We start from the raw sequence: 24,832 nt of genomic DNA, 5'->3' as shown, positions 1-24,832 counted from the left end.
ACATGCATCTTACCTTCCCCATTCCACATAGATCATTGACAGGCTACGCAGCCGGCGGAAAATGATCGGTCATAACCTGAAGTACAGTCACCGGGAGATACATCTGATCGTACAAAAGGAAAAAGGATGCGCCTATGCAACAGGCTGCATCCTTTTTTTATCCACAACCAGCTTTTCAACGGTCTGCGGCGCCCTGTTATCCACCGGTTTTCCTGTCGGAAGCGTGGCGGTCAGCTCAGGATTCCGCTCTATTCGCACATCCTTGACTTGGCTTTACGCTTTACGCTTTCGGCTCTTCCTCTGCGCGAACCAATACCTTTTTCAGCTTCCGCTCAAATTCCAGCCGAGCGATCATGACACTGTGGTCGCAACCGGTACATTTGATCCGCACGTCCATCCCCATGCGAATGACCTTCCACGCATTGGTCCCGCACGGATGCGGCTTTTTCATTTGTACGATGTCCCCCAGTCCAAATTGCTTCCTTTCCATCTCTCTTCTCCCCTCTGCTCTATGCTTGACCTTGTGTTTGCCCTTGTGTTTGGCCCGACATCGCCACGATTTTTGGATACGGAATTTGAATGCCCCGTTTGGTAAACTCGGTGCGAATCATCGCTCGCAGGCTGCGATTCACGCCATGGTGGGTATTCGGCTTGCACTCGGCCGTCACCCGCATGACGACCTCCGACGGACCGAGGGCATGTACACCCAAAATCTGCGGTTCCGCCACGATATCCGTCAGCTCTGTCTGCGCTTTTGCCAGCACTTCTTTCAAAACTTCCTCAACCTGCCCCAGGTTTTCTTCGTATGCTACGGAAACATCCACGACAGCCAACGTATTTTGCAGCGAAAAATTGGTCACCTGAGTAATCGTGCCATTCGGGAAAATATGCACCTCTCCCGTCCAACTGCGCACGCGTGTGATCCGCAAGCCAATCTCCTGTACGGTACCTGTCATGTTGTTGATCGTCACGACATCCCCTACCGCAAACTGGTCCTCAAAAATAATAAAGAAGCCGGTGATGACATCGCGCACGAGACTCTGCGCACCAAAGCCGACTGCCAGTCCGAGAACCCCCGCACTCACCAAAACAGGCCGCAGGTCAATCCCGATCAGCTGCAAGATCATCAAAATCGCCAGGAAATAAATCGTGTACTGCACGACATTATTGACGAGCACGCGCATCGTATCGACGCGACGTTGGTCCAGCTGGATTTTGCCTCCTCCATGGCGATGATGGAAAATCCGGTTGACGGTCGCATGCAGCAACGAAACAACAATCCGCGATGCAATCACGATCCCCAGAATTTTAATCAGCACCATCCCTATCGTTACCCACATATCGGCATCTGTGAGATAGTTGTACACTTGGTTGTAAAGTTTTTGAAAAAAACCTTCTGTATTCATTCTGCCCTCTCCTTCCGTCTGCCGTTTTCGTCAATCTCCTCGTATCGGCCAGAAAACGGACGAAAATATCCACGGATGACTACTTGCTGCTCTTCCATGATCGTTTTGGCACGAGAATAATCAGGGAAAGGAAGCTCAATGGAAAGGGCACAGCCGGCCGTTATCTCTTTTGGGGTCGGTCTTGTGTCGATTTCGATATCTTCGTACTCCAGCAGCATTTCCGCACGCAGCGCTTGCTGGGTGGAATCAAATGCAATCAGTACAGTCTCTCCTTCCATCGCTCCCCCTCCTTCGGAACCTTTGTGGTCTTTTTCACAAGGTTTTGCTGACATGCTCCTTTTATTTTACCCGTTCCCTTCCGCGCTTGCCAGCTTCGCTGATTTTTCAAAACCTCCACAACCTTCTCATTAGCAGGTATAAAAATCCCTTCCCGGTACTATACTGTGAATACTCTTCTATAACGTTTAGGCCAAGTCCGCAAGAGTGGGGGTAGCCATGAGTACATTTGAAAATCTCAAAAACTGTTCTTTGCCACCATTTAAAGTGGAATACCGCAGTGAAAACGCAGAGGATCACCTGGCTAGACACCTTGCTCAGCGCTTTCGCTTAAAACCGTATGAGGAAGACATTGTCATTGTGTGTATCGGTACAGACCGTTCAACAGGCGACGCGCTCGGTCCTCTCGTCGGGACGAAACTGCAAACGGCCGCTCCTGGCCATTTACAGGTGTACGGAACGCTGGACGATCCGGTTCATGCGATGAATCTGAAAGAAAAACTCGATCTCATCCAAACAAGCCACCCCAACGCTACGCTGATTGCCGTAGATGCCTGTCTGGGCCAATTCAGCCACGTCGGCAACATCAATGTCATCAGCGGACCGCTCAAGCCGGGGGCCGGGGTCAAGAAGGAACTGCCGCCTGTCGGTACGTTCCATATTACAGGAATCGTCAATGTCGGCGGCTTCATGGAGTATTTTGTACTCCAAAATACTCGACTTGCCGTCGTCATGAACATGGCCGAGATTATTGCCTCTGGTTTGGCCAAAGCGGCGACACTCGCTCTTGCGCCGAACCGTTTGGATAGTGTTTTGCACGACTGACCATCTTCCCTCGACCTTTTCACATCCATCGTCATTTCCTTGACTTGCCTGATTCGCTTGCGAATGGCAAGTCTTTTTTTAGACGAGGATCACCTGTTGACCGGGAAGCATTTTCACCTGAACAGGGGTTTCCCCTATCGCTTCCCCATCCGCATGAACCATAAGCGGCGTAGCCGTTTCAATCGTAATCTGACTGCCTCGAAAAAAGGAGACTTTGGGATGCGTGACATGGGCACCTGTGTATATTTTCAAAAAGGCGCGCAGCAGTTCGACACGGCTTAGATTGCTGATGACGCAAATATCGGCCAGTCCATCGTCGGCAACCGCCATGGGACAAATTTTCATGCCACCGCCGTAATTCGCAATATTGGCGGCTGTCACGAGCCACACTCCCGTCTTGTCGATGGTTTGTCCGTCCACCTGCAAGTGCAGATGGCCCGGCTTGAATTTTCCCAACTCACGCAACACGGACAGGACGTAGGCCAATCCACCCAGTCCACAGCGATTCAACCACGCCTTGTATTTTGCTGAATCGGTTGCTTTCGCTACTTGCGCATCAAAGCCCGCTCCGATCGAATTGGCGGCAATTCGTCCGTTCATCAGCATCAAATCAATCCGTCTTTCCTCTGTTTCCGACAAAATCCGCTTCACTGCCACGACCGGATCGTTGACAATGCCATGCCCCCGCGCAAAATCGTTTCCCGATCCTGCCGGCACCAATCCAAACTTGCATGCTTGTCCGGACTGATAAATTCCGTTCAACACGCCATGAACGGTTCCATCTCCCCCTACTGCGACGATTTTCTTTACTCCCTCTTTTTGAATCAGCTCTTTGGCCAGCTTTTCCGCTTCTCCCTCTCCAGATGTCTCCCTTACGAAAAAAACGGCTTCCAGGCCGCTTACAGCAGGCTTTATTCTTTCCCATACCCTCTTTCCTTTGCCATTGCCCGCCACAGGATTGACGATAACCCCCACCATTGCTTTTCTCTCCCTACAACGCGCTTTTCATTCTATTGATTCATTATCGCACGACATTTTCTTCGGATGATAGCGTTTTTTATATCAAGCTCATCGATTGCCTGCCTTTCCCCGGAAACTCGCACCACACAAAAAAGACTCCTCCTGTACACAGAAAGAGTCAGTTTCCGCTAGCTTATAGCAAGGTGGACAACCATTCGCTAAAAGGGACTCCCAATGCTGCAATGACCAGTGCTGGCAGCATGTTCGCCACGTTGATTCGTTTGATCTCCAGAATGTTGATTCCAATCGCGATAATCATCAAGCCGCCCACTGCCGTTACTTCGGCCAGCATCGCATCGAGCATCGTTTGGCTTACAACGTTGGATATTTGGGTAGCGAGCAACGTCAGCAAGCTTTGGTACAAAAACACGGGTACAGCCGAAAACAGGACGCCGATCCCTAGCGTCGAGGTGAAAATAATCGCGGAAAAGCCGTCCAAAAGCGCCTTGGTGAACAAGATATCATGGTTGTTGCGCAATCCGCTATCCATTGCCCCCAGAACCGCCATAGCGCCGATACAATAGACCAGCGTAGCCGTGACAAAACCGGTAGCGATACTGTCTTTTCCGCCGCCAACCTTCCGCTCCAGCCAGTGCCCCAACTGATTCAAGCCCTTTTCAATCCCCATCCATTCGCCAATGATGGCCCCCAAAACAATACTGACGATCACCAGCAAGAAATGACTCGACCCAAGACTCATTTTGATGCCCAAAATCATTACAGCCAGTCCGATCCCTTGCATGACGGTATGACGGATCGAATCGGGAATTCTCGTCAAGAGCCTTCCCAACAATGCACCTGCCAGGATGGCGCCAGCATTAACCAGGGTTCCTAACAATATCACGTATGTGTCCTCCTACAGCTGCCTTACGAAAACGCGGATGCGATTTCGCTAACAGCCTTCCTAAGCGCTTCTACGTCTTGCTCTGTATTGAATATCCCAAAGCTGGCACGCACAGCTCCTCGCTGCTCCGTCCCTGCCGTCTGGTGCCCCAGCGGCGTGCAATGATAGCCCGATCGGGTGGCAATGCCGTATTGTTGATCGAGAATAAACGAAACCTCCGAAGCATCCACTTCTCCGATATTGAAGGCGATCACCGCGACCCGTTCTGTTTCCATCCCGGGACCGTAGACCTGGACCCCAGGAATTTGTTGCAGACCTGCGATCGTTAGCTTGGCAAGCTCCCATTCATGCTGGCGAATGTTTTCCACGCCTTTTTCCAGGACAAATTCGACCCCGGCCTGCAATCCTGCCAAACCGACTGTATTCAACGTCCCGCTCTCATAGCGGTCCGGACGGGTAGTCGGCTGTTCAATCGCTTCAGACTGACTGCCTGTTCCCCCATGAATCAACGGTTCCAGTTCGATATCGCTGTGTACATACAACCCGCCTGTCCCCTGTGGACCATACAGCCCTTTGTGGCCGGGGAATGCCAGCATGTCGATATTCATTTCTTCGACATGAATGGGCAACACTCCCGCCGACTGGGAGGCATCTACCAGAAACGTGATCCCCTTCTCCTTTGCCAGCTTGCCTAGCTCCGCAACCGGCAAAATGACACCTGTCAAGTTGGAAGCGTGGCTGACGACCAAAAGACGGGTGTTGGGCTGTATCGCCTTGGCAAAGTCCTCAACATGAAAAAGATGATCGCCTCTAGGCTGGACAAAAGTAGCTTCTACCTGATGAACGCGACGCATATACTCAATAGGTCGCCTCACCGAATTATGCTCCACGGATGAAGAAACCACATGATCGCCTGGCTTCAGAAACCCTTTGATCGCCTGGTTAAGCGCTTGTGTTGCATTGAGATAAAAAAAGAGGTTATTCGGGTTTTGAATCCCAAACAACCGCGATACCTGCACTCTTGTCCGAAACACGGTCTTGCTTGCTTTCATCGCCAACGCATGTCCGCCTCGACCAGGATTGGCGGCAAAATCTTCGATGACTTCAGCCATCCGCTCCTTCACACCGGGCGGTTTCGGCCAAGTTGAAGCTGCGTTATCCAAATAGATGATCGCCATGACTACCTCCTGGGCTTACTTCTCATCATTCAGTATCTCAATGATTCGCTGCAAATCTTCCTGTGAATAAAAGTCAATTTCGATTTTGCCCCGTTTCGCGCCTTTTTTAATTTTGACGGCAGTTCCAAAGCGACTGCGCAGCCGTTCTTCCAGCTCAATCAAAATCGGTTCGCTTTTCGCCGGCTTTTTCTTCTTTGTTTCACGTGAAACACTCATCTGCTTGACCAGTTCTTCCAGTTGTCGCACGTTCAGTCCCTTTTCCACAACATCCTTCGCCAGTTGCTTTTGCACATTCTCATCGGAAACAGCCAAAAGCGCCCGCGCGTGTCCCATGGACAACTCTGTCACCGAGACCATTTTTCGAATACTTTCCGGCAACTGCAACAACCGGAGCATGTTCGCTACATGCGGTCTGCTTTTTCCAATCCGTTGAGCGAGCTGCTCCTGGGTATAATCGTGGTGCGCGATCAGCTTTTCGTAAGCTTCCGCTTCCTCCAGCGGATTGAGGTTTTCCCGCTGCAGATTTTCAATCAGAGCGATTTCCATCAGTTGCTGATCGGTATAGGCTTTGACAACTACTGACACCTGCTTCAATCCGGCCTGCTTGGCTGCACGCAAGCGCCTTTCTCCCGCTACCAGCTCGTAACCCTTGATACTTTTTCGGACAATCAGCGGCTGGATCACTCCATGTTCTCGTATCGAGTTTGCCAATTCATCGATCGCCGATTGTTCGAATTCCTTACGGGGCTGATACGGGTTGGGACGAATCTCACTGATGGAAACAGATTTTACTTGCTCCCCTTCTTCAATGAGATTGGACGTAATGAGTGCATTCAGCCCTTTTCCCAAACCTCTGCTCATACCCCTACCACTTCCTTCGCCAAGTCAGAATAAACTTCTGCACCACGAGAGCGTGGATCATACGTAATAATAGCCTGTCCATGCGACGGCGCTTCGCTCAAGCGAACATTGCGCGGAATAATGGTTTTGTATACTTTCTCCTGGAAGTACTTTTTCACTTCTTCGATCACTTGCAGGCCCAGATTCGTCCGTGCATCCAGCATGGTCAACACAACGCCTTCAATTGCCAGCTGCGAATTGAGATGCTTTTGTACCAGGCGAATCGTATTCAGCAATTGGCTCAACCCTTCCAATGCGTAGTACTCGCATTGAATCGGAATCAGGACCGAGTCAGCAGCTGTCAGGGAGTTGACTGTCAAAATTCCCAGGGAAGGCGGGCAATCGATAATGACAAAGTCGTATTTGTCCTTCACAACTTCCAAGGCTTTTTTCAGACGAACCTCCCGAGATATCGTGGGAACCAATTCAATTTCCGCTCCTGCCAATTGAATCGTAGCCGGAATAATCATCAATCCTTCGATCTCGGTAGGCAGAGTCGCATCTACGGGGCTGATGTCGTTAATGAGAACATCATAAATACAATAGCGTACATCCGCTTTGTTTACCCCGATACCACTGGTTGCGTTCCCCTGCGGATCAATATCCACCAGCAGCACCTTTTTCCCCAATGCGGCCAGACAAGCACTTAGATTGACGGACGTAGTCGTTTTCCCGACGCCGCCTTTCTGGTTCGCAACCGCAATGATTTTACCCAACTTCTCCACCTCATTTTTCTCGTGTAGGAAAGCCTGTGCAAATGCCCTAGCAAACTAGACTCGTCAGCTTTCCGGAACGCCTCTAAAAATATCTGGTCTGTGCGAAAAACTTGTAAACCATCATCTGAACTGCGTATCATCAGCCTGATCGGACTGGACCAAGCCGGATTGTTTCACGATCTAGAAACGTATCCATTGGGGACGCATGGCGTGCCGCTCAACTATGCGCATCCGGCACCGGTACGAAAAGGGATGTTGCGCTTCCTTCCGTCCAACTTCTCCCCCCTGCACGAAAAAACTCCCTGTTTGCAGTGGATACGCACAAGAACCCTCGCCTAAGAAACGTCGCCAACCCCGCAATAGAAGGAAGGAACAGCTTGGTACTACTCATGTTACCAGATTTACTGCTTGCCCGTACGCTGTTTTTTTGATATTGAGAGAATTTATCCTTCTTTAGGATCCGAACCGTTCCCATTGTCCCGATTTTTCTGGGGAAAAGATGCTTCTTGTCCCCTTTGCCACCCATTTTCCGTGTAACACGGGGATTTGCCCAAAAAGAAAGGCGACCCTGTCGCCATGCCCTTGCCGTTTTCTCATTCTCTCGTTTGGATGTACCCATTTTCCGCAATGGCAAATGGCATTTCGTTCTCCCTAGAGGATGCTTGCTGCTGTTTTTGCGCCTCCTGCCACGATTCGCAACGCCATTTCCACTCACAGGCTTTCACCTGGCACCATCATCGGCAAAATCGCGCTGCTATAAAAAATCTGCCATTGGCCTCGCCATGTTGCGAGAACCGCCTGACCATAAAAACAGGCAAACAACCTCCTGGCATTTTGCGTGTGCCTTTGCTTCCCTACTTGTTGTTTTTCGGAATCCGAATGGTGAACTGGTAAAATTCCTCATGGTCTTCCTCGTTCGTCTCTACCGGCAAGCCCGTTTGCATGACCATGTCAATCGACTGCCGCACCGTATTGATGGCGATTCGGGCATCCCGGGAGAATGCTTTCCAGCGCGGCTTTGACTCTTTTTCCGCCTTTGGATTTTCCGCCGCTTCCAGAAGCTGCTTGACGCGCACTTCTGTCTGTTTGACATTCCACTCTCGTTCCAAGATTTCGGCCAGCACTTTTACTTGCAGCTCGGCGTCTTTGAGTGGAATCAAAGCGCGCGCGTGCCGCTCTGTCACTTGGCGAGTCAACAGCGCATCTTGAATCTCCTGCGGCAAATGCAACAGTCTCAGCTTGTTGGCGATGGTCGATTGCCCTTTTCCCAAACGCTGCGCCAGACTCTCCTGTGTCAAATCGTGCAAATCGATCAGCTTCTGGTAGGCAACAGCCTCTTCAATCGCCGTCAGTCCTTCGCGCTGAAGATTTTCAATCAAGGCAATCGAGGCTGTTTGGGCATCATTGAAATCTTTGATGATCGCAGGAATCTTCTCCATGCCTAATTTTTTCGTTGCGCGCAAACGCCGTTCCCCGGCAATCAACTCGTAGCGACCGTCTCTCATCCGTACAACGATCGGTTGAATAAGCCCGTGCGTACGAATCGTTTGACACAACTCATCGATTTTCTCGTCATCAAAAACCGTTCGAGGCTGATATGGATTCGGTACAATCTCCTCTACTGGTAGTTGCCTGATTTCTTCGTTATCCGTCTTGTCCGTCAATCCAAAAATCCGAGAAAATGAATCCTTCACTGCCATAGAAAAATCCCCCACTTCTACCCGTTCCATCCGCGCTACTGTAAAACCACTGCTGCCCTGCTGATCTGTGCCCTAAGCGTTAGAAGACTCCCACTCGCCAATCGTCTGTCAAAAAGCGGAATGCTGTACGGGCATAGGCTTCTTCCTCAGTCATTCCCATTCACGCTTCTCGCTGCCCTTATCGACTCGACTAGCTACGCCGCCAAAAGCTGTCATGCATCAACCGTTTCGCTCCGACACGCCTCGTTAATCGAAAACATCTCTCCACGTGAAAAAAAGGTCCTGTCCATTCACATGACAGAATCTCAGCATAGAGCTATTTGTCTTTCTGATGTAGGCATCGGCTGGAATTGATTGTTAGAGCGTATCCAAGATTTGTCGGTTTGCTCGCTTGGCCCACGCTATCGCGCATGACGAAGTGCACAGCCTCCGCATCGACATTTTGCAGGCAAACCCTTCTGGTAGGCTACGTGTTGCCGCTCCGATTGGAGCAGGCTTGCTAGGGCCTTGCTTATGCCGTTACGTGGATGCTGCTTTCCTGTGTACACTGTGAAACGAGGCTAGTTCTTCAGAGCTAGTGTCCGTCCCCCTCGCCGTTCAGATCGTTAGCCACTTCACGCAGAAACGTCTTTTTCCCTTGCTTCCCCCGCTTTTACCAGCGGCTCGCGATTGACTCCCGCGAACAAGGTTCCCAAGCCCTACACGATATACTTCCTGACCAACTTGTACTGCCTATCCGTTCGTTTGAAAATCCCCTTTGACCTATTGCCATTTTCTCTGTAAATGACTTAGCTTCTTTTATAGTAAGTAATTCTGCAAGCTTTGCCCAATTCCTGCTAGGGAAAAACGTTTCACGTGAAACATCAATCGTGATCGTGGTCATAGAAATTGGCTCTGCCACTGTGTTTTCCCCGTTCCTCCCCTCCTATGCTCTCATCACTAGGATGTGAAATCTTCGTGACAGCGAAGAGCTTGGGAAACAGCCGATAGAAATCCAAGGTCAGGTACGCAAAAAAGGCAGCGACAATCGCTGTAATATACATGCCAGCGCTAAACATCAGTCCGATCGCAGATGCTACCCACATCCCAGCCGCAGTCGTCAAACCTTTGATGGAACCGTTGAATTTGAGAATAGCCCCTGCTCCCAAAAAGCCCATGCCCGTGACCACTTGAGCAGCTACCCTGCCGGGGTCGTTGTTTACCCCGCTGGATTGAAAGCCGTAGATGGAGGCAAGTCCAAACAGACACGATCCGAAACAAACGAGACTGTACGTACGAAAGCCAGCCCCTCGTTGCCTGCTTACATCCTTGATAAACCGCTCCCGCTCCCACCCCATGATGGCCCCCGCCAGGAAAGCGAGGAACAGCCGCAATAAAATGGTAGGAAGCTCCGGTGGGAAAAGGGAGGTCCACACTTCTTCCATATCTATCATCCTCTCAGAACGGAAATGGTTCTCGTCGTTGTTACTGGTATGTATATGCGTCCTGAGAGAGCCGCATGCCCAAAGCGGTAGACTCCTTTTGGCTCCGCCACTTGTGGCGATTCTTCTTTGCGCACAAAAAAAAGACCGCAGCAATCCACTGCGATCTTTTGGCACGCCCTGGCTATCCTAACGGCTTTTTGGCCGGAACGCCCGCTTTGCGCGGATAGTTCTTCGGCGTCGCTTCTATTTTTTCAATGATGACGATGTTGCGCTCACCTGCGTCCTCCAGCAATTGAAACGTCTCGACCTTTCTTGTTTTTCCGCCCAACGTTTTGATCGCCTTTTTCGCTTCGTTCAGCTCCAGCGTAATATCGGCCCCTTTGAGCGCGATAAAATGACCTTTCAGTTGGGCAAATGGCAGGCAAAATTCAGCCAGCAGGTTCAGCCGCGCGACAGCCCGGGCAACCACGAGATCAAACTGCTCGCGATAGCCTGCCTCCTGGCCGCGATCCTCTGCCCGTCCATGCACAGGATGGACGTCTTCCAGACCCAATTCGCTGGCTACATGCTGCAAAAAGCTCATGCGCTTGTTCAACGAATCAATAATCGTCATTTTCAGATGCGGGAAGCAAATTTTCAGCGGAATACTGGGAAAGCCGGCACCGCCGCCAATATCCACGACCGACTTTACCTGGTCGAACGGAAAGTAAAAGGCGGGCGTGATCGAATCGTAAAAGTGTTTGACGTATACTTGCCCCTCTTCGGTAATGCCCGTCAGATTCATTTTCTCGTTCCATTCCACAAGCAGCCGGAAAAAATGGTCAAACTGCTCCAACTGACGATCCGTCAAGGAAATGCCTTGTGCTGCAAGAGCCTCGGCAAACTGTTCTTTGGTCATGTAGCTGATCTCCTTACTCCGCTACCCCTACGCGCTTGTACTCCAGATACACCATCAAAACGGAAATGTCTGCAGGAGTTACTCCGGCGATCCGTGCCGCTTGCCCGATATTCAACGGGCGAATTTTGGACAAATTCTCACGGGACTCCTTGGACAAACCGGAAATCTGATGGTAGTCGATGTCTGCGGGAATGCGGCGTTCCTCCATTTTTTTCATCCGCTCTACTTGCTGTAGAGACTTTTTAATGTAGCCATCGTATTTAATCTGAATTTCTACCTGCTCGGTCACATCCTCCGGCAAGGCTTGCGGCGCCGGCACCATCGCGGCAATGTGGCTATAGGTAAGCTCTGGACGGCGCAGCAGTTGGGCCAACTCGATCACTTCCGTCAATTCTGGCGATCCCGCTGCACGCAGCACCTCCTGAACATGTTCCATATCCGGACGTACGCGCGTATTTTCCACGCGTTCTTTTTCCTGCGCGATCAATCGGCGTTTCTCGTTAAACCGTTTGTAACGCTCTTCGCTAATCAGGCCGATTTCGTAGCCGATGTCGGTCAGGCGCAGGTCGGCATTGTCATGACGCAAAAGCAGACGATACTCGGCACGGGAAGTCAGCAGACGATACGGCTCATGTGTCCCTTTCGTCACGAGGTCGTCGATCAGGACGCCAATATACGCTTCATCTCGGCCCAAAATGACGGGCGGCTTGCCTTGAACCCGGCGCGCCGCGTTGATTCCGGCCATCAGCCCTTGCCCGGCTGCCTCTTCATACCCCGAGGTGCCGTTGATTTGCCCTGCGGTAAACAAGCCAGGCAATCTTTTCGTTTCCAACGACGGCCACAGTTGCGTTGGCACGATGGAATCGTATTCGATCGCATAGCCAGGGCGCATCATTTTGACTTCTTCCAGCCCCGCCATCGAACGCAGCATAGACAGCTGCACATCTTCCGGCAAGCTGGTAGACAAGCCCTGTACGTACATTTCCTCCGTATTCCGCCCTTCCGGCTCCAGGAAGATTTGATGGCGTGGCTTATCGTTAAAGCGGACGACTTTGTCTTCAATGGACGGGCAGTAGCGCGGCCCAGTCCCTTCAATCATTCCCGAGTACATCGGAGCGCGGTGCAGATTCGTATTGATGAGTTCGTGCGTTTGCTCATTGGTATACGTCAGCCAGCAAGGCAGCTGATCCATGATAAACTCCGTTGTTTCGTACGAAAAAGCGCGTGGCACCGAATCTCCGGGCTGAATCTCCATTTTGGAAAAATCGACGCTGTTTTTATGCACGCGAGGAGGCGTTCCTGTCTTGAAGCGCGTCATTTCAAAGCCGAGCTCTTTCAAATGGTGCGCCAGACGAATCGACGGACGCATGTTGTTCGGGCCACTCTCATACTGCAGATCCCCGAGAATGATTTTTCCGCGCAAATACGTTCCGGTCGTCAATACAACCGATTTTGCCTTGTAACGTGCGCCTGTCTGGGTGATAACCCCCACACAAACCCCATCCTCGACAAGCAACTCCTCCACCATCGCTTGACGGAGGATCAGATTCGGCGTGTTTTCGATCGTTTTTTTCATTTCGTGCTGATAAGCGAACTTGTCCGCTTGTGCGCGCAAGGCATGCACAGCAGGACCTTTCCCCGTATTGAGCATTCGCATTTGAATGTGGGTTTTATCAATGTTGCGTCCCATTTCGCCGCCGAGAGCATCCAGTTCCCGTACGACATGTCCTTTGGCCGGTCCGCCGACAGATGGGTTGCACGGCATGTATGCAACAGCGTCCAGGTTGATCGTCAAAAGCAACGTGCTGCAGCCCATACGCGCCGCTGCCAAAGCCGCTTCACACCCGGCATGACCTGCCCCGATTACGATGACGTCAAACGAACCCGCTTCATACGCAGGTACAGCGTTCATTTTGTTTTCCCCCTTGCTCATGAGTTCTACCTCGTATACAACTTCCTTTTCAACAAGACGATGCGTCCTGCCAATACGACTTGCTTCTACCTGCTACCTACTATCCTGCAAACTCGCCGCTAACTGACTACACGCCAAGCGAGCGCTCCTTGCCTGCATGAATGACAAACTGCTTCTTTTCGATCACTTGCCCAGACAAAACTGGGAGAAAATCTGGTCGATCAAATCTTCACCGACACTCTCTCCGATCACTTCGCCGAGCAGCTCCCACGACTTTTTGATGTCGATCTGGATCATGTCGACCGGCATCAACTCATCAATTCCGGCCAGCGCTTCGTCAATTGCTTTTTCCGCCTGGCGAAGCAGTTGAATATGCCGGGCATTGCTCACATAGGTCAAATCATCTTGCTGTACGCGTCCGCTGAAGAAAATGTCTCCGATCGCCTGCTCCAGCAAGTCGATACCCTTCTCCTCACGCGCTGAGGTCATGATAAGCGGCTGCTGCGGGAAATGACGCTTGATCTCTTCCAGGTCCACTTTTTGCGGCAAGTCGAACTTGTTTACAATCACGATCACCTGAAAGCCTTTTGCCGCTTCAAAAATCGCATAATCGTCGGCAGTGAGCGGCTCGTTGTAGTTGACGACGAGCAGAACGAGATCAGCTTTTTGCAAAAGCTGCCGTGATTTTTCCACGCCGATTTTCTCCACGATATCATCGGTATCGCGAATTCCTGCCGTATCAATGAGACGCAGCGGAACCCCTCGCACATTGACGTACTCTTCAATGACGTCGCGAGTCGTTCCGGCCACATCGGTGACAATGGCTTTTTCCTCCTGAACGAGACTGTTCAACAAAGAGGATTTTCCTACATTCGGCCGCCCGATTATCGCCGTAGACAAGCCTTCGCGCAATATTTTCCCTTGCTTGGCTGTCTGCAAAAGCCGTTGAATCTCGGCTTTTACCTCCTGGCATTTGCCGCGCAGGAAGCTTTGCGTAAACTCCTCGACATCATGCTCGGGATAATCCAGCGTTACTTCGATATGCGCCATGGCTTCAATCAAATTTTGGCGCAGCTGTCGAATGAGCCGTGACAGCTTGCCCTCTACCTGGTTCAAAGCCACCTTCATCGCCCTGTCTGTTTTGGCCCGGATCAAGTCGATCACAGCCTCCGCCTGAGACAAGTCGATGCGTCCGTTTAAAAACGCACGCTTCGTAAATTCGCCCGGCTCCGCCAGTCTGGCTCCGTTATCCAGAATCAGCTCCAACACCTTTTCGACGGATACGATGCCCCCGTGGCAGTTGACCTCCACTACATCCTCTCGCGTGAACGTACGTGGAGCCTTCATCACAGACACAAGCACCTCTTCCACCCGTTCGCCCGTCTGTGGATCGTACAAGTGACCGTAGTGGATCGTATGGCTGTCCACTGTGGACAACCGCTGTTTTCCTTTATATATCTTATCCACAACTTCAATCGCTTCCGAACCGCTTACCCGAATGACGGCAATGCCGCCTTCGCCCATCGGTGTCGCAACCGCTGCAATTGTATCGAATTTCATGCCCTTCACCTCAAGCTTTCCAATCAGACAAGTCAGCCACTAACTTACTAGCTTAACAGATCGCCTTGAAAAATTCCAAACGAAAGTGCAAATTTTACACACTCTCCTTCGCCAGCCAGAAAAAGCAACCCCGCCGTCCAAGGTTGCTGTCCGTTCTCGTTATCCACAGTATGATCTTTTTGCGAAAAGCTCAACCCTTCCTGCTATTGTCCACAGTGGACAACTGCTTTGGTTTGCACGTCGCAAGTTGTCGATTCTTCGTCCGCTCCCAACGGTTGTCTGCTCTGACCGTGGCACCGGGCCGCTCCCGCGTCGAGCGAACGCAAAAAAAAAAGAAGCCTAACGAGAGGCTTCTTTCGGTGCAATGACGATATAGCGGTTTGGCTCGTCTCCTTCACTGAACGTGACGACATCCGCTCTTTTTTGCAGGAAGGCATGAATCACTTTGCGCTCCGCAGCTGACATCGGCTCCAGCCTTACATCCCGCCTGGTCGACAGGGCCTTTTTCGCCACCCGGTCAGCCAGCTGCTCCAATGTTTCCTTGCGGCGCATCCTGTAATTCTCCGCATCCAATGTGATGCGCACATGCTTGTCCGCATGACGGTTCGCTACGACGTTTACGAGATACTGTAAGGAATCCAGCGTTTGCCCTCTGCGGCCAATGATGATTCCCAGGTTGCTGCCCTGGATATCAAACAGGATGCCTTCTTCGTTTGTGCGCGTCTCCACTTTGGCGTTCACCTTCATGTTAGACAAAACATCTTGAAGAAAGTCGCGTCCTTGCGCAACCGGGTCAAAATGAAATTCCACTTCCACTTTGGCGTCCTTGGCTCCGATCAGTCCAAAAAGGCCCCTGCTTGGCTCCTCCAGAACGCGGATACGCGCCTTTTCACGCGGTACACCCAATTCCAGCAAAGCTTTTTGCACAGCATCGTCTATCGTTTTTGCCGTAGCTACCACCTTTTTCACTTGGAGGTTCCCTCCTTGGGAGTAAGCTTAGTGCCTTTATCACGATACAGGAAATACGTTTGTACGATGGTAAACAGGTTGCCGTATACCCAGTACAGGGAAAGCGCAGATGGCAATGTAACGGCGATAGCCAAAATCATCAGCGGCATCATGACCAGCATCATTTGCATTTGCGGGTTGCCCTGCGTTGCTTGTCCCATCATTTTCGACTGCAAGTACGTCGTAATCGCAGCGATGATCGGCAAGATGTAGTACGGGTCTTTTTCGCCCAAAGTCAGCCAGAGGAACGTTTGCGACTTGATTTCCTCCGTCCGGATGATGGCATGGTAAAAGGCGATCAGGATGGGCATTTGCACCAGCATCGGCAAGCAACCGGCAAGCGGATTGACGCCGTTTTTCTGGAAGATTGCCATGGTTTCCTGTTGCGCTTTTTGCGGATCGTTTTTATACTTCTCACGGATTTTTTGCATCTCCGGTTGAAGCTCCTGCATTTTCTTGGAGCTCTTGATTTGCTTGACCATCAAAGGCAGCACAATCAACCGGATGATGACTGTCGCTACCAGGATACCGAAGCCATAGTTGTTTCCAAGCACCAAAGCGCTTTCTTTAATCAACCAGGACAAGGGATATACAAAATACTTGTCCCAGAAGCCGGTTGCGTCAGGACCGATGGGCGCAGCAGTCGCCGGGTTACAGCCTGACAGCACAAGAACCAGCAGAGTCAGCATAAGCATGCTGAGGGTACGTCTACTCAAGGGTGATCCTCCTTTTCCCCGCTTCAATGAGGTATGCTTATTTGCGTTGATCCGGAACTGGATCAAACCCGCCCGGGTGGAACGGATGACATTTCAGGATGCGACGAAGAGCCAGCCAGCCTCCGCGCCACGCACCAAAACGGCGAACCGATTCGATCGCGTAGTGCGAGCAGGTAGGCGCGAATCTGCATGTAGGAGGCTTCAGCGGAGAAATAAACAACTGGTATCCCCGAATCAACCAAACCATGATTTTCGCAACCATCGTTTCACCCTCTTTTTCCATTTCCATTATGTACGGGTGCCCGTCTGATTACTTTGGCGCGCTTCATCACGTGCAACAAAGACTGCTCAATGGCTTCAAGCGACATGTCTTCCACTCCCGTACGGGCGATGATGACGAGATCGAGGCCGACTGGAATGTCTGACTCCAGCCGGGCTACCGCTTCGCGAATCAGCCGCTTGACTCTGTTGCGGACAACAGCGTTTCCAATTTTTTTGCTGACAGAAATTCCGACGCGAAAAGCAGCCTGTCCCTCCTGTTTGGCTGAATACAGGACAAATTGCTTGTTGGCAGCGGAAGTTCCTCGTTGAAACACTGCTTGAAAGTGCTCATTTTTTTTGAGCCGGTGTGAACGATGCAAGGTAAACAACCCCTAACATCCCAATTATAGTAGAAAACGCAAACAGCATCTACCAGTATATCCTTGTTTCGTCCACTTTTTTCCCTCAGTCTATGTACTTTGTGCGAAAATCAAAAAAACGCCAGAGAATCTTCGCCTCTTTTTTCGACAAATCCAGCCTTCGCTCGCCGCAGCGTAGAGGCTCCCGCCCCCCGTCTTCCAAAGCTTTTGCGGCTTCTCCCGCCTCTTTTTCTATCAGGATGCAAGCGTCTTTCCATAGCTAGGTAATGATTCTCCGCACCTTAAAAAGAATTTTCCGACATCATGACGCAAACAAAAAGGCCACTGGAAATGTGGCCTTACGCGGAAAGAACTTTTCTACCTTTTCGACGACGAGCAGCCAAAATTTTACGGCCGTTTTTTGTGCTCATGCGCTTACGGAATCCATGATCCTTTTTGCGCTTGCGATTGTTAGGATTAAAAGATGGTTTCATTTCGTATTACACCTCCGTCTCGCACAGACATTCTTTTGCATTATAAGGACATATAGTAAAAAAGTCAAGCAACAGTGGAATTTCATTTCCAAGGCAAATATCCCCACAAAACTATTTCCCGAATCTGTGGATATCATTTTATCCACAAAATCAGATTTCGACAAGTTTATCTACAGCTTGTACACAAAATATAGAGGTGTGAATATGTGACAGATACCAGTGGTTGTGTTTGTGGATAAGTGTGAAAAAACCATTGATACCATGCCTTATATCTGTTATTATGTTTTTGTTTTGAAGCGTGAATAACTCCGATAGGCAAATCTATTTTTCCACAGGGTGTGGATAAGTTTGTGGACAGATTCCTTCCTATGTGTATGTCGTTACTCACAGGGATGCGGATAACCGTCTGCTTTTTTTCTCTTCTACGAGCGGAATCCCTATTTTTCGACTTTTTTTATCCACAGTCGCTGTAAACGACCGTGTTGACAATTGGGTCGCACCTATGAGATTTTTGGCAATTGCTATCATTCATTTTCTATCGATACTTTTATTTTTCGGATGGCCCAAAAGGAGGGATTCTGGTTGGATGCAGCGATTAGCGAACTATGGCGCAAAGTTCTCGCCAAGATAGAAAAATCGCTAAGCAAACCAAGTTTTGATACCTGGCTCAAAGCGACGAGAGCAACCACCTTGGAAGAGGATGCACTAATCGTCGCCGCACCCAATGACTTTGCGAGGGACTGGCTTGAAACCAGGTACGCTCAACTGATTACCGATACACTATATGAAGTGACAGGTATCAATATGAAGGTAAAATTCGTCGCCCTGCAAAATCAGGATGCCGCATTTACCGAAGAACAACCAGCCCCGCGGGTGAAAATGAGCGCGCCGCCTTCCGCAGCGGACGACCAACCGCCCAGCATTTTAAATCCCAAATACACCTTTGACACCTTCGTCATCGGGGCGGGAAATCGCTTCGCTCACGCCGCTTCGCTTGCGGTCGCGGAAGCTCCTGCCAAAGCTTACAACCCTCTCTTCATTTACGGAGGAGTCGGACTTGGCAAAACTCACTTGATGCATGCAATTGGCCATTATGTCATTCAGCACAACCCATCGGCAAAAGTGGTCTATTTGTCGTCAGAGAAGTTCACCAATGAATTCATCAACTCGATTCGCGACAACAAGGCCGTCGAATTCCGCAATAAGTACCGGAGTGTAGACGTTCTTTTAATTGATGATATTCAGTTTTTGGCAGGCAAGGAATCGACGCAGGAAGAGTTTTTCCATACGTTTAATGCCCTGCATGAAGAAAGCAAGCAGATCATTATCTCCTCTGACCGGCCTCCCAAAGAGATCCCGACTCTGGAGGATCGCTTGCGTTCCCGCTTCGAATGGGGGCTGATTACCGATATCCAGCCGCCAGATCTGGAAACGCGGATTGCCATTTTGCGCAAAAAAGCGAAAGCGGAGAATTTGGACATTCCGAACGAGGTAATGGCCTACATCGCGAACCAAATCGACAGCAACATCCGTGAGCTGGAAGGCGCCCTGATTCGTGTCGTGGCTTATTCTTCCCTGATTAATCGCGACATTGATACGCAGCTGGCCGCGGAAGCGTTGAAAGACATCATTCCGTCTTCTCGCCCTCGCGTGATTACGATCATGGATATCCAGCGCGCGGTCGGAGAAGCCTTTAGCCTGAAGCTGGAAGACTTTAAGGCGAAAAAACGGACCAAAACCGTTGCGTTTCCGCGGCAAATCGCGATGTATTTGTCTCGGGAACTGACAGATGCCTCATTGCCAAAAATCGGGGATGAATTTGGCGGACGCGACCATACTACCGTCATTCATGCCCACGAAAAAATCTCACGGGCGCTGGCAAGTGACCCGCAGATGCAAGCTACGATTCAGTCGCTCATTGAAAAGTTAAAAGCAAACCATTAAACCTGTGCATAACGCAAAAAGCCTATACACAACTTACCCACATGTGTATAGGCTATCTTTTACGTTCTCCATCCGCATATCCACATATCCACAAGACCTATTACTACTTCTGTTAAAAAGATTTATCCTAATAAGATATGATAAAGACGCAGCCATTATGCATAGCCAATGAAAAAATGGCGCAGATAGAGGGAGGATCACGTTAATGCATATTACCGTTCAGCGAGACAAGCTGTCTAACGCCGTGTCACATGTCAGCAAAGCGGTTTCCAGCAGAACAACCATTCCGATTTTGACTGGGATTAAGATAAAGACGGATGATGAGGGACTTACTCTGACTGCAAGCGATTCGGATGTATCCATTGAGGTGCAGATTCCTTTGGAAGAAGCGGGAGAATGGGGAGTAACGATCCATCAGCCCGGAAGCGTTGTTTTGACAGCGCGAATTTTTAGCGAAATCGTGCGCAAACTGCCAAGCAACGAGATCGACATTCAAGTAGACGACCGTCTCGTTACCCAGATCCGTTCGGGACAAGCCGAATTCACCATCAACGGTATGGATGCCAGCGAGTTTCCTCAACTGCCGCATCTGGAAGAGGACAAAGTTTTCAGCGTTCCCTGTGACTTGCTGAAGACCATGATCCGGCAAACGGTTTTTGGCGTCTCTACTTCCGAAATGCGTCCGATTCTCACTGGATTGATGTGGTCTCTGGAGCAAGGCAAGCTTCGCTTTGTCGCTACTGACAGTCACCGTTTGGCCAGCCGTACTGCGATGGTAGAATGCCCGGAAGACCTGTCCTTCCACAACGTAGTCGTGCCAGGAAAAAGCTGCAACGAATTGGTGAAAATCCTCGATGATGACCAAAATCCGGCTGATATCGTCGTAGCCGACAATCAAATTTTGGTGAAATCCAAGCACATTCTGTTCTATTCCCGTCTGCTGGAAGGAACGTATCCGGACACGACCAGAATCATTCCTCAAGGCAGCAAAACCGATATCACGGTCAGCACCAAGGAATTTTTGCAATCGATCGAGCGCGCATCCTTGCTCAGCCGCGAAGGCAAATCGAACGTGGTCAAGCTGGTGACATTGCCGGACGGCAGCGTGGAGATCACTTCCAACGCACCGGAAATCGGTAAGGTTACCGACATTTTGATGCCGAAAGCCATGGACGGGGAAGAGCTGAAGATCTCCTTCAACGCGAAATACATGATTGATGCCTTGCGGGCGATCGACAGCCCCGAGATCAAAGCCAGCTTCACTGGCCCGATGAGTCCGTTTGTGATTCGTCCGACCGACCACGACTGGATGCTGCATTTGATTCTGCCAGTTCGTACCTACTAGGTCTTTTTCGTAAAAAAGTTCTTTTTCGTAAAAGAAAGGAGCCAAACCATGCGTGAGGTTTCCATCCATACCGAATATATTACGCTCGGCCAATTTTTGAAGCTAGCTGACGTCATTGACACAGGCGGCATGGCCAAAGCGTTTTTGGCAGAAGTCCCGATCAAGGTCAATGACGAACTGGACAACAGACGGGGCCGCAAGCTATATCCTGGCGATGAAGTGGCGATTGAAGGCCATGGCCGCTTTCAAGTGGTGCGTCGCTGAGAGGAGAGCGTGATTCTTGTTTCTCAAGAACCTGTCGCTAACCAACTATCGCAACTACCAATCCTTATCCTTGGATTTTGACGGCCCCATCCAGTTGTTCATCGGGAACAACGCCCAAGGAAAAACCAATGCACTCGAATCGATATACGTCTTGGCTCTGGCCAAATCCCACCGCACGCCCCGCGACAAGGAGCTGATTGCGTGGGATGCCGATTACGCCACGATCCGTAGCGATGTTTCTCGTCGCTACGGTTCTGTTCGTTTGGAGCTGCAGTTGACAACCAAGGGAAAGCGGGCCAAAATCAACGGGATGGAGCAGCAAAAGCTAAGCGCCTACGTGGGAGCTTTGAATGTGGTCATGTTTGCGCCGGAGGACCTGTCTATCGTCAAAGGAGCGCCTGCCCAGCGCAGACGTTTTATTGACATGGAAATTGGCCAAGTTTCCCCCACCTATCTGTACTATTTGAGCAATTACAACAAAGTGCTGGCTCAGCGAAACCAACTGTTGAAGGACTTGGCGATGAAAAAAAGCCATTCGCTGGAAATGCTGGCAATTTGGAATACCCAACTGGCTGATTTAGCGGTAAAATTGTTGAGGAAGCGATTTGAGTTTCTGCGCAAGCTGGAAGTTTGGGCGCAGGAGATCCACACGGGCATTACCGACGGCAGGGAACTGCTTTCTTTGCACTACGTGAACTCATCGCCCGTTACGGCTGAAATGACGGCAGAGCAGGCTGTTGAAAAAATGCTGGCTGCCTATGAAGAGATGCGTGACCGGGAAATCATGCGCGGAAGCACGCTAATCGGGCCGCATCGCGACGATTTTTCGCTAAAAGTGAACAATATGGACGTTCAGACGTACGGTTCGCAAGGGCAGCAGCGCACAAGCGCCTTGTCCATCAAATTGGCCGAAATTGAATTGATTAAAGAAGAAGTCGGGGAATACCCCGTTCTTTTGTTGGATGATGTCTTGTCAGAGTTGGATGAACATCGGCAAACCCTGCTGCTCGAAACCATTCAGGATCGGGTTCAGACGTTTGTAAGCACGACGGGTGTGGAAGGCTTAAAGCATCAGGTCCTCCAGCAAGCCTCTCGTTTTTACGTGAAGGAAGGGACAATCTCGGGAGAAAGGTAGGGGTCAGGGATGTTTATTCACATTGGTGGAGATACTGTGGTGAGCACAAAGGAAGTCATTTCCATCCTCGACCATCAAACCGTGAAATCCTCGAAGGTCAACAAGGCTTTTCTTGAGGAAAAACGGAAAACGATTGTCGATCACAGCGTGGAAGAAACAAAATCGTATGTAATCACCCAGGACGCCATTTACTGTTCACCTATTTCTTCTCTGACGCTAAAGCGACGCGCTCAGTTCGTGGACAGCTTGGATCAGTTTCCCTTTGTACAAGCTGAAGTGGAGGAGTTGACAGAGTAGTGGATCAAGTGACGACGAACGATACAAACTACGATGCGAGTCAGATTCAGGTTCTGGAAGGTCTGGAAGCGGTCCGGAAGCGTCCCGGCATGTATATTGGCTCGACCAGCAGCCGCGGTTTGCATCACCTGGTATGGGAAATTGTCGACAATGCCATCGACGAAGCGCTTGCCGGTTATTGCGACAACATCTCGGTGGTCATTCATCCGGACAACTCCGTATCTGTAACCGATAATGGACGGGGAATTCCGACCGGCATTCATGAAAAAACCGGGAAATCAACCGTTGAGACGGTTTTGACTGTCCTGCACGCAGGCGGAAAATTTGGCGGTGGCGGATACAAAGTCTCCGGTGGTCTTCACGGGGTAGGTAGCTCGGTAGTGAACGCGCTATCCGAATGGCTGGAAGTTGAAGTAAAACAAAACAACCAGATTCACTATATGCGCTTTACCGTCGGAACGCCTGATGCTGATCTTGCCGTGATTGGCGAGACAAAGGAGACGGGAACGAAAGTCACCTTCAAGCCAGATCCGACGATCTTTACGGAAACGACTGTTTTCGAATACGACATTTTGCAAAAACGTATCCGCGAACTTGCCTTTCTCAACAAAGGGCTGCGCATTACGTTGAAAGATACGCGCCCGGGCCAGGAGAGAGAAGAATCGTTTTGCTATGAGGGCGGTATCGTGCAGTTCGTGGAATACTTGAATAAAAACCGGGAAGCGTTGCATGAAGAGGTCATTTATTGCGAAGGCGAAAAGGACGGCCTTATGGTTGAGGTGGCCCTGCAATACAATGACAGCTATGTGAGCAACATTTACTCATTTGCCAATAACATCAATACGCATGAGGGCGGAACCCACGAAACAGGCTTCAAGACGGCTCTGACCCGTGTCATCAACGATTACAGCCGCAAATTCAATTTTCTGAAGGAAAAAGACCCGAACCTCTCCGGTGATGACGTGCGCGAAGGAATCACGGCGATTATCTCCGTGAAGATTCAGGAGCCTCAGTTTGAAGGCCAGACGAAAACCAAGCTCGGCAATTCGGAAGCGCGTAGCATTACCGAATCCGTCTTTGGTGAGCGTTTTAGCACGTTTATGGAGGAAAATCCGGGCATAGCCAAAAAAATCGTAGAGAAAGCCTTGATGGCTTCGCGTGCCCGGGAGGCAGCGCGTAAAGCCCGCGAAATGACACGCCGCAAAAGCGCGCTCGAAGTCAGTGCATTGCCGGGTAAATTGGCCGACTGCTCCTCGAAAGACGCTTCGGAATCCGAACTGTTCATCGTCGAGGGGGACTCCGCGGGCGGTTCTGCCAAGTCGGGCCGTGATCGCCATTTCCAGGCCATTCTTCCTTTGCGCGGAAAAGTGCTGAATGTAGAGAAAGCGCGCTTGGACAAAATTCTCGGCAATAATGAGATTCGCATGATCATTACTGCGCTCGGTACCGGGGTAGGCGAAGATTTTGACATTACCAAAGCGCGCTACCATAAAGTTGTGATTATGACGGACGCAGACGTGGACGGTTCGCATATTCGCACATTGCTGCTGACGTTCTTTTATCGTTACATGCGACAGCTCATTGAAGCGGGATATATCTATATCGCGCAGCCGCCGCTTTACAGCATCAAGCAAGGCAAGACATTGCATTACGCGTACAACGACAAGCAGCGCGACGAGATACTCGCGACCCTCAAGTCTACTCCGAAGCCAAGTGTCCAGCGTTATAAAGGGTTGGGCGAGATGAACGCGGACCAATTGTGGGAGACGACTATGGATCCGGAGATGCGTACACTCCTGCAAGTGACCCTGGAAGACGCTATGGAAGCAGACATGGTGTTTGAGACACTCATGGGTGACGAAGTAGAGCCGCGCAGGGAGTTTATTGAGCAGCACGCTGCATCCGTAAGGGATTTGGATATTTAAGCTTTTGATTGGAGTCCATTTTTGGCAGGAAGGCTCGGCTATGCAAACGTATCGCAAAAGCTTCCACAAACGTTTTGCGTTGAAACGAAGCCGTTTTTCGCTGCGTTCTGAATAGCTGAGCATGCCTTCTTGCAAAAAATTCACTGAAGCATGATAAAAAAATCAAAAATTCTATTGCAATGAATCAGAAAGTGTGCTAGATTAAAGTTCCAGGAAGTGATACGGGCCTATAGCTCAGTTGGTTAGAGCGCACGCCTGATAAGCGTGAGGTCGGCTGTTCGAGTCAGCCTAGGCCCACCACTTACATGGCGATAGCGCCGGATGCGACATCGCTTCTCTTTTGTGAAAATGGGGCTGTAGCTCAGTTGGGAGAGCGCCTGCCTTGCAAGCAGGAGGTCATCGGTTCGATCCCGTTCAGCTCCACC

The 24,832-nt window shown here is 50.5% G+C and carries 25 protein-coding genes and 2 tRNA genes; 9 read left to right on the top strand and 18 right to left on the bottom strand.

Annotation, left to right across the window (positions count from 1 at the left end; translation table 11 throughout):
* Positions 1–280: 280 nt before the first annotated feature.
* From ACTHO6_RS03605 to ACTHO6_RS03595, 3 genes are read right to left on the bottom strand one after another with little or no spacing between them, the layout of a single operon-like run.
* Entirely contained in the window at positions 281–490 is a 210-nt protein-coding gene (locus ACTHO6_RS03605) for a DUF951 domain-containing protein (protein WP_440239469.1), read from the bottom strand.
* 19 nt (positions 491–509) lie between these two features.
* The gene (locus ACTHO6_RS03600) at positions 510–1,406 is read right to left on the bottom strand and encodes a mechanosensitive ion channel family protein (RefSeq protein ID WP_440239467.1); all 897 of its coding nucleotides are present in this window, start codon (positions 1,404–1,406) and stop codon (positions 510–512) included.
* Positions 1,403–1,684 carry a DUF3343 domain-containing protein gene (locus ACTHO6_RS03595; RefSeq protein WP_440239465.1) on the bottom strand — a complete coding sequence of 94 codons (282 nt, stop codon included), beginning with the start codon at positions 1,682–1,684 and terminating at the stop codon, positions 1,403–1,405. The genes ACTHO6_RS03600 and ACTHO6_RS03595 overlap by 4 nt, the downstream gene beginning before the upstream one ends.
* Positions 1,685–1,901: 217 nt before the next feature.
* Here ACTHO6_RS03595 and yyaC point away from each other — a divergent pair, with 217 nt between their 5' ends.
* Complete coding sequence (yyaC, locus tag ACTHO6_RS03590) at positions 1,902–2,507, top strand: spore protease YyaC (protein ID WP_440239463.1); 606 nt, start codon at positions 1,902–1,904, stop codon at positions 2,505–2,507.
* A gap of 78 nt (positions 2,508–2,585) precedes the next feature.
* Here yyaC and ACTHO6_RS03585 read toward each other — a convergent pair whose 3' ends face one another.
* The 15 genes from ACTHO6_RS03585 to rpmH form a co-directional block, all read right to left on the bottom strand.
* Complete coding sequence (locus ACTHO6_RS03585; RefSeq protein WP_440239461.1) at positions 2,586–3,485, bottom strand: diacylglycerol/lipid kinase family protein; 900 nt, start codon at positions 3,483–3,485, stop codon at positions 2,586–2,588.
* A 175-nt stretch (positions 3,486–3,660) separates the two neighbouring features.
* Complete coding sequence (locus ACTHO6_RS03580; RefSeq protein ID WP_440239459.1) at positions 3,661–4,371, bottom strand: DUF554 domain-containing protein; 711 nt, start codon at positions 4,369–4,371, stop codon at positions 3,661–3,663.
* A 23-nt stretch (positions 4,372–4,394) separates the two neighbouring features.
* Positions 4,395–5,549 (bottom strand): aminotransferase class V-fold PLP-dependent enzyme, encoded by a 1,155-nt coding sequence (locus tag ACTHO6_RS03575; RefSeq protein ID WP_440239457.1) that lies wholly within the window; start codon positions 5,547–5,549, stop codon positions 4,395–4,397.
* Positions 5,550–5,564: 15 nt separating this feature from the next.
* Positions 5,565–6,410 (bottom strand): ParB/RepB/Spo0J family partition protein, encoded by an 846-nt coding sequence (locus ACTHO6_RS03570; protein ID WP_440239455.1) that lies wholly within the window; start codon positions 6,408–6,410, stop codon positions 5,565–5,567.
* Entirely contained in the window at positions 6,407–7,165 is a 759-nt protein-coding gene (locus tag ACTHO6_RS03565) for a ParA family protein (RefSeq protein ID WP_007779793.1), read from the bottom strand. Before ACTHO6_RS03565 ends, ACTHO6_RS03570 begins: the two co-directional genes overlap by 4 nt.
* Before the next feature lie 854 nt (positions 7,166–8,019).
* Positions 8,020–8,865: a nucleoid occlusion protein gene (gene noc / locus ACTHO6_RS03560; protein WP_440239453.1), complete on the bottom strand. Its 846-nt coding sequence runs from the start codon at positions 8,863–8,865 to the stop codon at positions 8,020–8,022.
* 863 nt (positions 8,866–9,728) lie between these two features.
* Positions 9,729–10,289, bottom strand: coding sequence for an MgtC/SapB family protein (locus ACTHO6_RS03555; RefSeq protein WP_440239451.1), 561 nt, complete (start codon positions 10,287–10,289; stop codon positions 9,729–9,731).
* 181 nt (positions 10,290–10,470) lie between these two features.
* On the bottom strand, positions 10,471–11,187 hold the full coding sequence (gene rsmG, locus ACTHO6_RS03550; RefSeq protein ID WP_440239449.1) for a 16S rRNA (guanine(527)-N(7))-methyltransferase RsmG: 717 nt from the start codon (positions 11,185–11,187) through the stop codon (positions 10,471–10,473).
* 13 nt (positions 11,188–11,200) lie between these two features.
* A complete protein-coding gene (gene mnmG / locus ACTHO6_RS03545) occupies positions 11,201–13,099 on the bottom strand; it encodes a tRNA uridine-5-carboxymethylaminomethyl(34) synthesis enzyme MnmG (protein WP_440239447.1) in 1,899 nt (632 codons plus the stop codon).
* Positions 13,100–13,282: 183 nt separating this feature from the next.
* Entirely contained in the window at positions 13,283–14,659 is a 1,377-nt protein-coding gene (gene mnmE / locus ACTHO6_RS03540) for a tRNA uridine-5-carboxymethylaminomethyl(34) synthesis GTPase MnmE (protein ID WP_440239445.1), read from the bottom strand.
* A gap of 339 nt (positions 14,660–14,998) precedes the next feature.
* Complete coding sequence (gene jag, locus ACTHO6_RS03535) at positions 14,999–15,628, bottom strand: RNA-binding cell elongation regulator Jag/EloR (RefSeq protein WP_440239443.1); 630 nt, start codon at positions 15,626–15,628, stop codon at positions 14,999–15,001.
* Positions 15,625–16,383, bottom strand: a complete 759-nt coding sequence (yidC, locus tag ACTHO6_RS03530) for a membrane protein insertase YidC (protein ID WP_440239441.1) — start codon at positions 16,381–16,383, stop codon at positions 15,625–15,627. The genes jag and yidC overlap by 4 nt, the downstream gene beginning before the upstream one ends.
* A 37-nt stretch (positions 16,384–16,420) precedes the next feature.
* Positions 16,421–16,645, bottom strand: a complete 225-nt coding sequence (gene yidD, locus ACTHO6_RS03525; RefSeq protein WP_083955845.1) for a membrane protein insertion efficiency factor YidD — start codon at positions 16,643–16,645, stop codon at positions 16,421–16,423.
* Positions 16,646–16,649: 4 nt separating this feature from the next.
* Positions 16,650–17,024 carry a ribonuclease P protein component gene (gene rnpA / locus ACTHO6_RS03520; RefSeq protein WP_440239439.1) on the bottom strand — a complete coding sequence of 125 codons (375 nt, stop codon included), beginning with the start codon at positions 17,022–17,024 and terminating at the stop codon, positions 16,650–16,652.
* A gap of 338 nt (positions 17,025–17,362) precedes the next feature.
* Positions 17,363–17,497: a 50S ribosomal protein L34 gene (rpmH, locus tag ACTHO6_RS03515; protein WP_440239437.1), complete on the bottom strand. Its 135-nt coding sequence runs from the start codon at positions 17,495–17,497 to the stop codon at positions 17,363–17,365.
* 582 nt (positions 17,498–18,079) lie between these two features.
* Here rpmH and dnaA point away from each other — a divergent pair.
* From dnaA to ACTHO6_RS03475, 8 genes are all read left to right on the top strand, one after another.
* Positions 18,080–19,441, top strand: a complete 1,362-nt coding sequence (gene dnaA, locus ACTHO6_RS03510; protein WP_440239435.1) for a chromosomal replication initiator protein DnaA — start codon at positions 18,080–18,082, stop codon at positions 19,439–19,441.
* A gap of 205 nt (positions 19,442–19,646) precedes the next feature.
* Complete coding sequence (gene dnaN / locus ACTHO6_RS03505; protein ID WP_440239433.1) at positions 19,647–20,786, top strand: DNA polymerase III subunit beta; 1,140 nt, start codon at positions 19,647–19,649, stop codon at positions 20,784–20,786.
* A 48-nt stretch (positions 20,787–20,834) separates the two neighbouring features.
* Positions 20,835–21,050, top strand: coding sequence for a S4 domain-containing protein YaaA (gene yaaA, locus ACTHO6_RS03500; RefSeq protein WP_440239431.1), 216 nt, complete (start codon positions 20,835–20,837; stop codon positions 21,048–21,050).
* 16 nt (positions 21,051–21,066) lie between these two features.
* A complete protein-coding gene (recF, locus tag ACTHO6_RS03495) occupies positions 21,067–22,185 on the top strand; it encodes a DNA replication/repair protein RecF (protein ID WP_440239429.1) in 1,119 nt (372 codons plus the stop codon).
* Positions 22,186–22,194: 9 nt separating this feature from the next.
* Positions 22,195–22,482 (top strand): extracellular matrix regulator RemB, encoded by a 288-nt coding sequence (remB, locus tag ACTHO6_RS03490; RefSeq protein ID WP_005828313.1) that lies wholly within the window; start codon positions 22,195–22,197, stop codon positions 22,480–22,482.
* Between the two features lie 8 nt (positions 22,483–22,490).
* Entirely contained in the window at positions 22,491–24,407 is a 1,917-nt protein-coding gene (gene gyrB / locus ACTHO6_RS03485; protein ID WP_440240073.1) for a DNA topoisomerase (ATP-hydrolyzing) subunit B, read from the top strand.
* A gap of 223 nt (positions 24,408–24,630) precedes the next feature.
* Positions 24,631–24,707 (top strand) — tRNA-Ile (locus ACTHO6_RS03480).
* A gap of 50 nt (positions 24,708–24,757) precedes the next feature.
* Positions 24,758–24,830 (top strand) — tRNA-Ala (locus ACTHO6_RS03475).
* Positions 24,831–24,832: the final 2 nt, after the last annotated feature.

It is taken from the genome of Brevibacillus sp. SAFN-007a, assembly GCF_051967035.1.
Classification (GTDB): domain Bacteria; phylum Bacillota; class Bacilli; order Brevibacillales; family Brevibacillaceae; genus Brevibacillus.
Note: the sequence above shows the minus strand (reverse complement) of the source record. Positions and strands in the feature narration are given on the sequence as shown.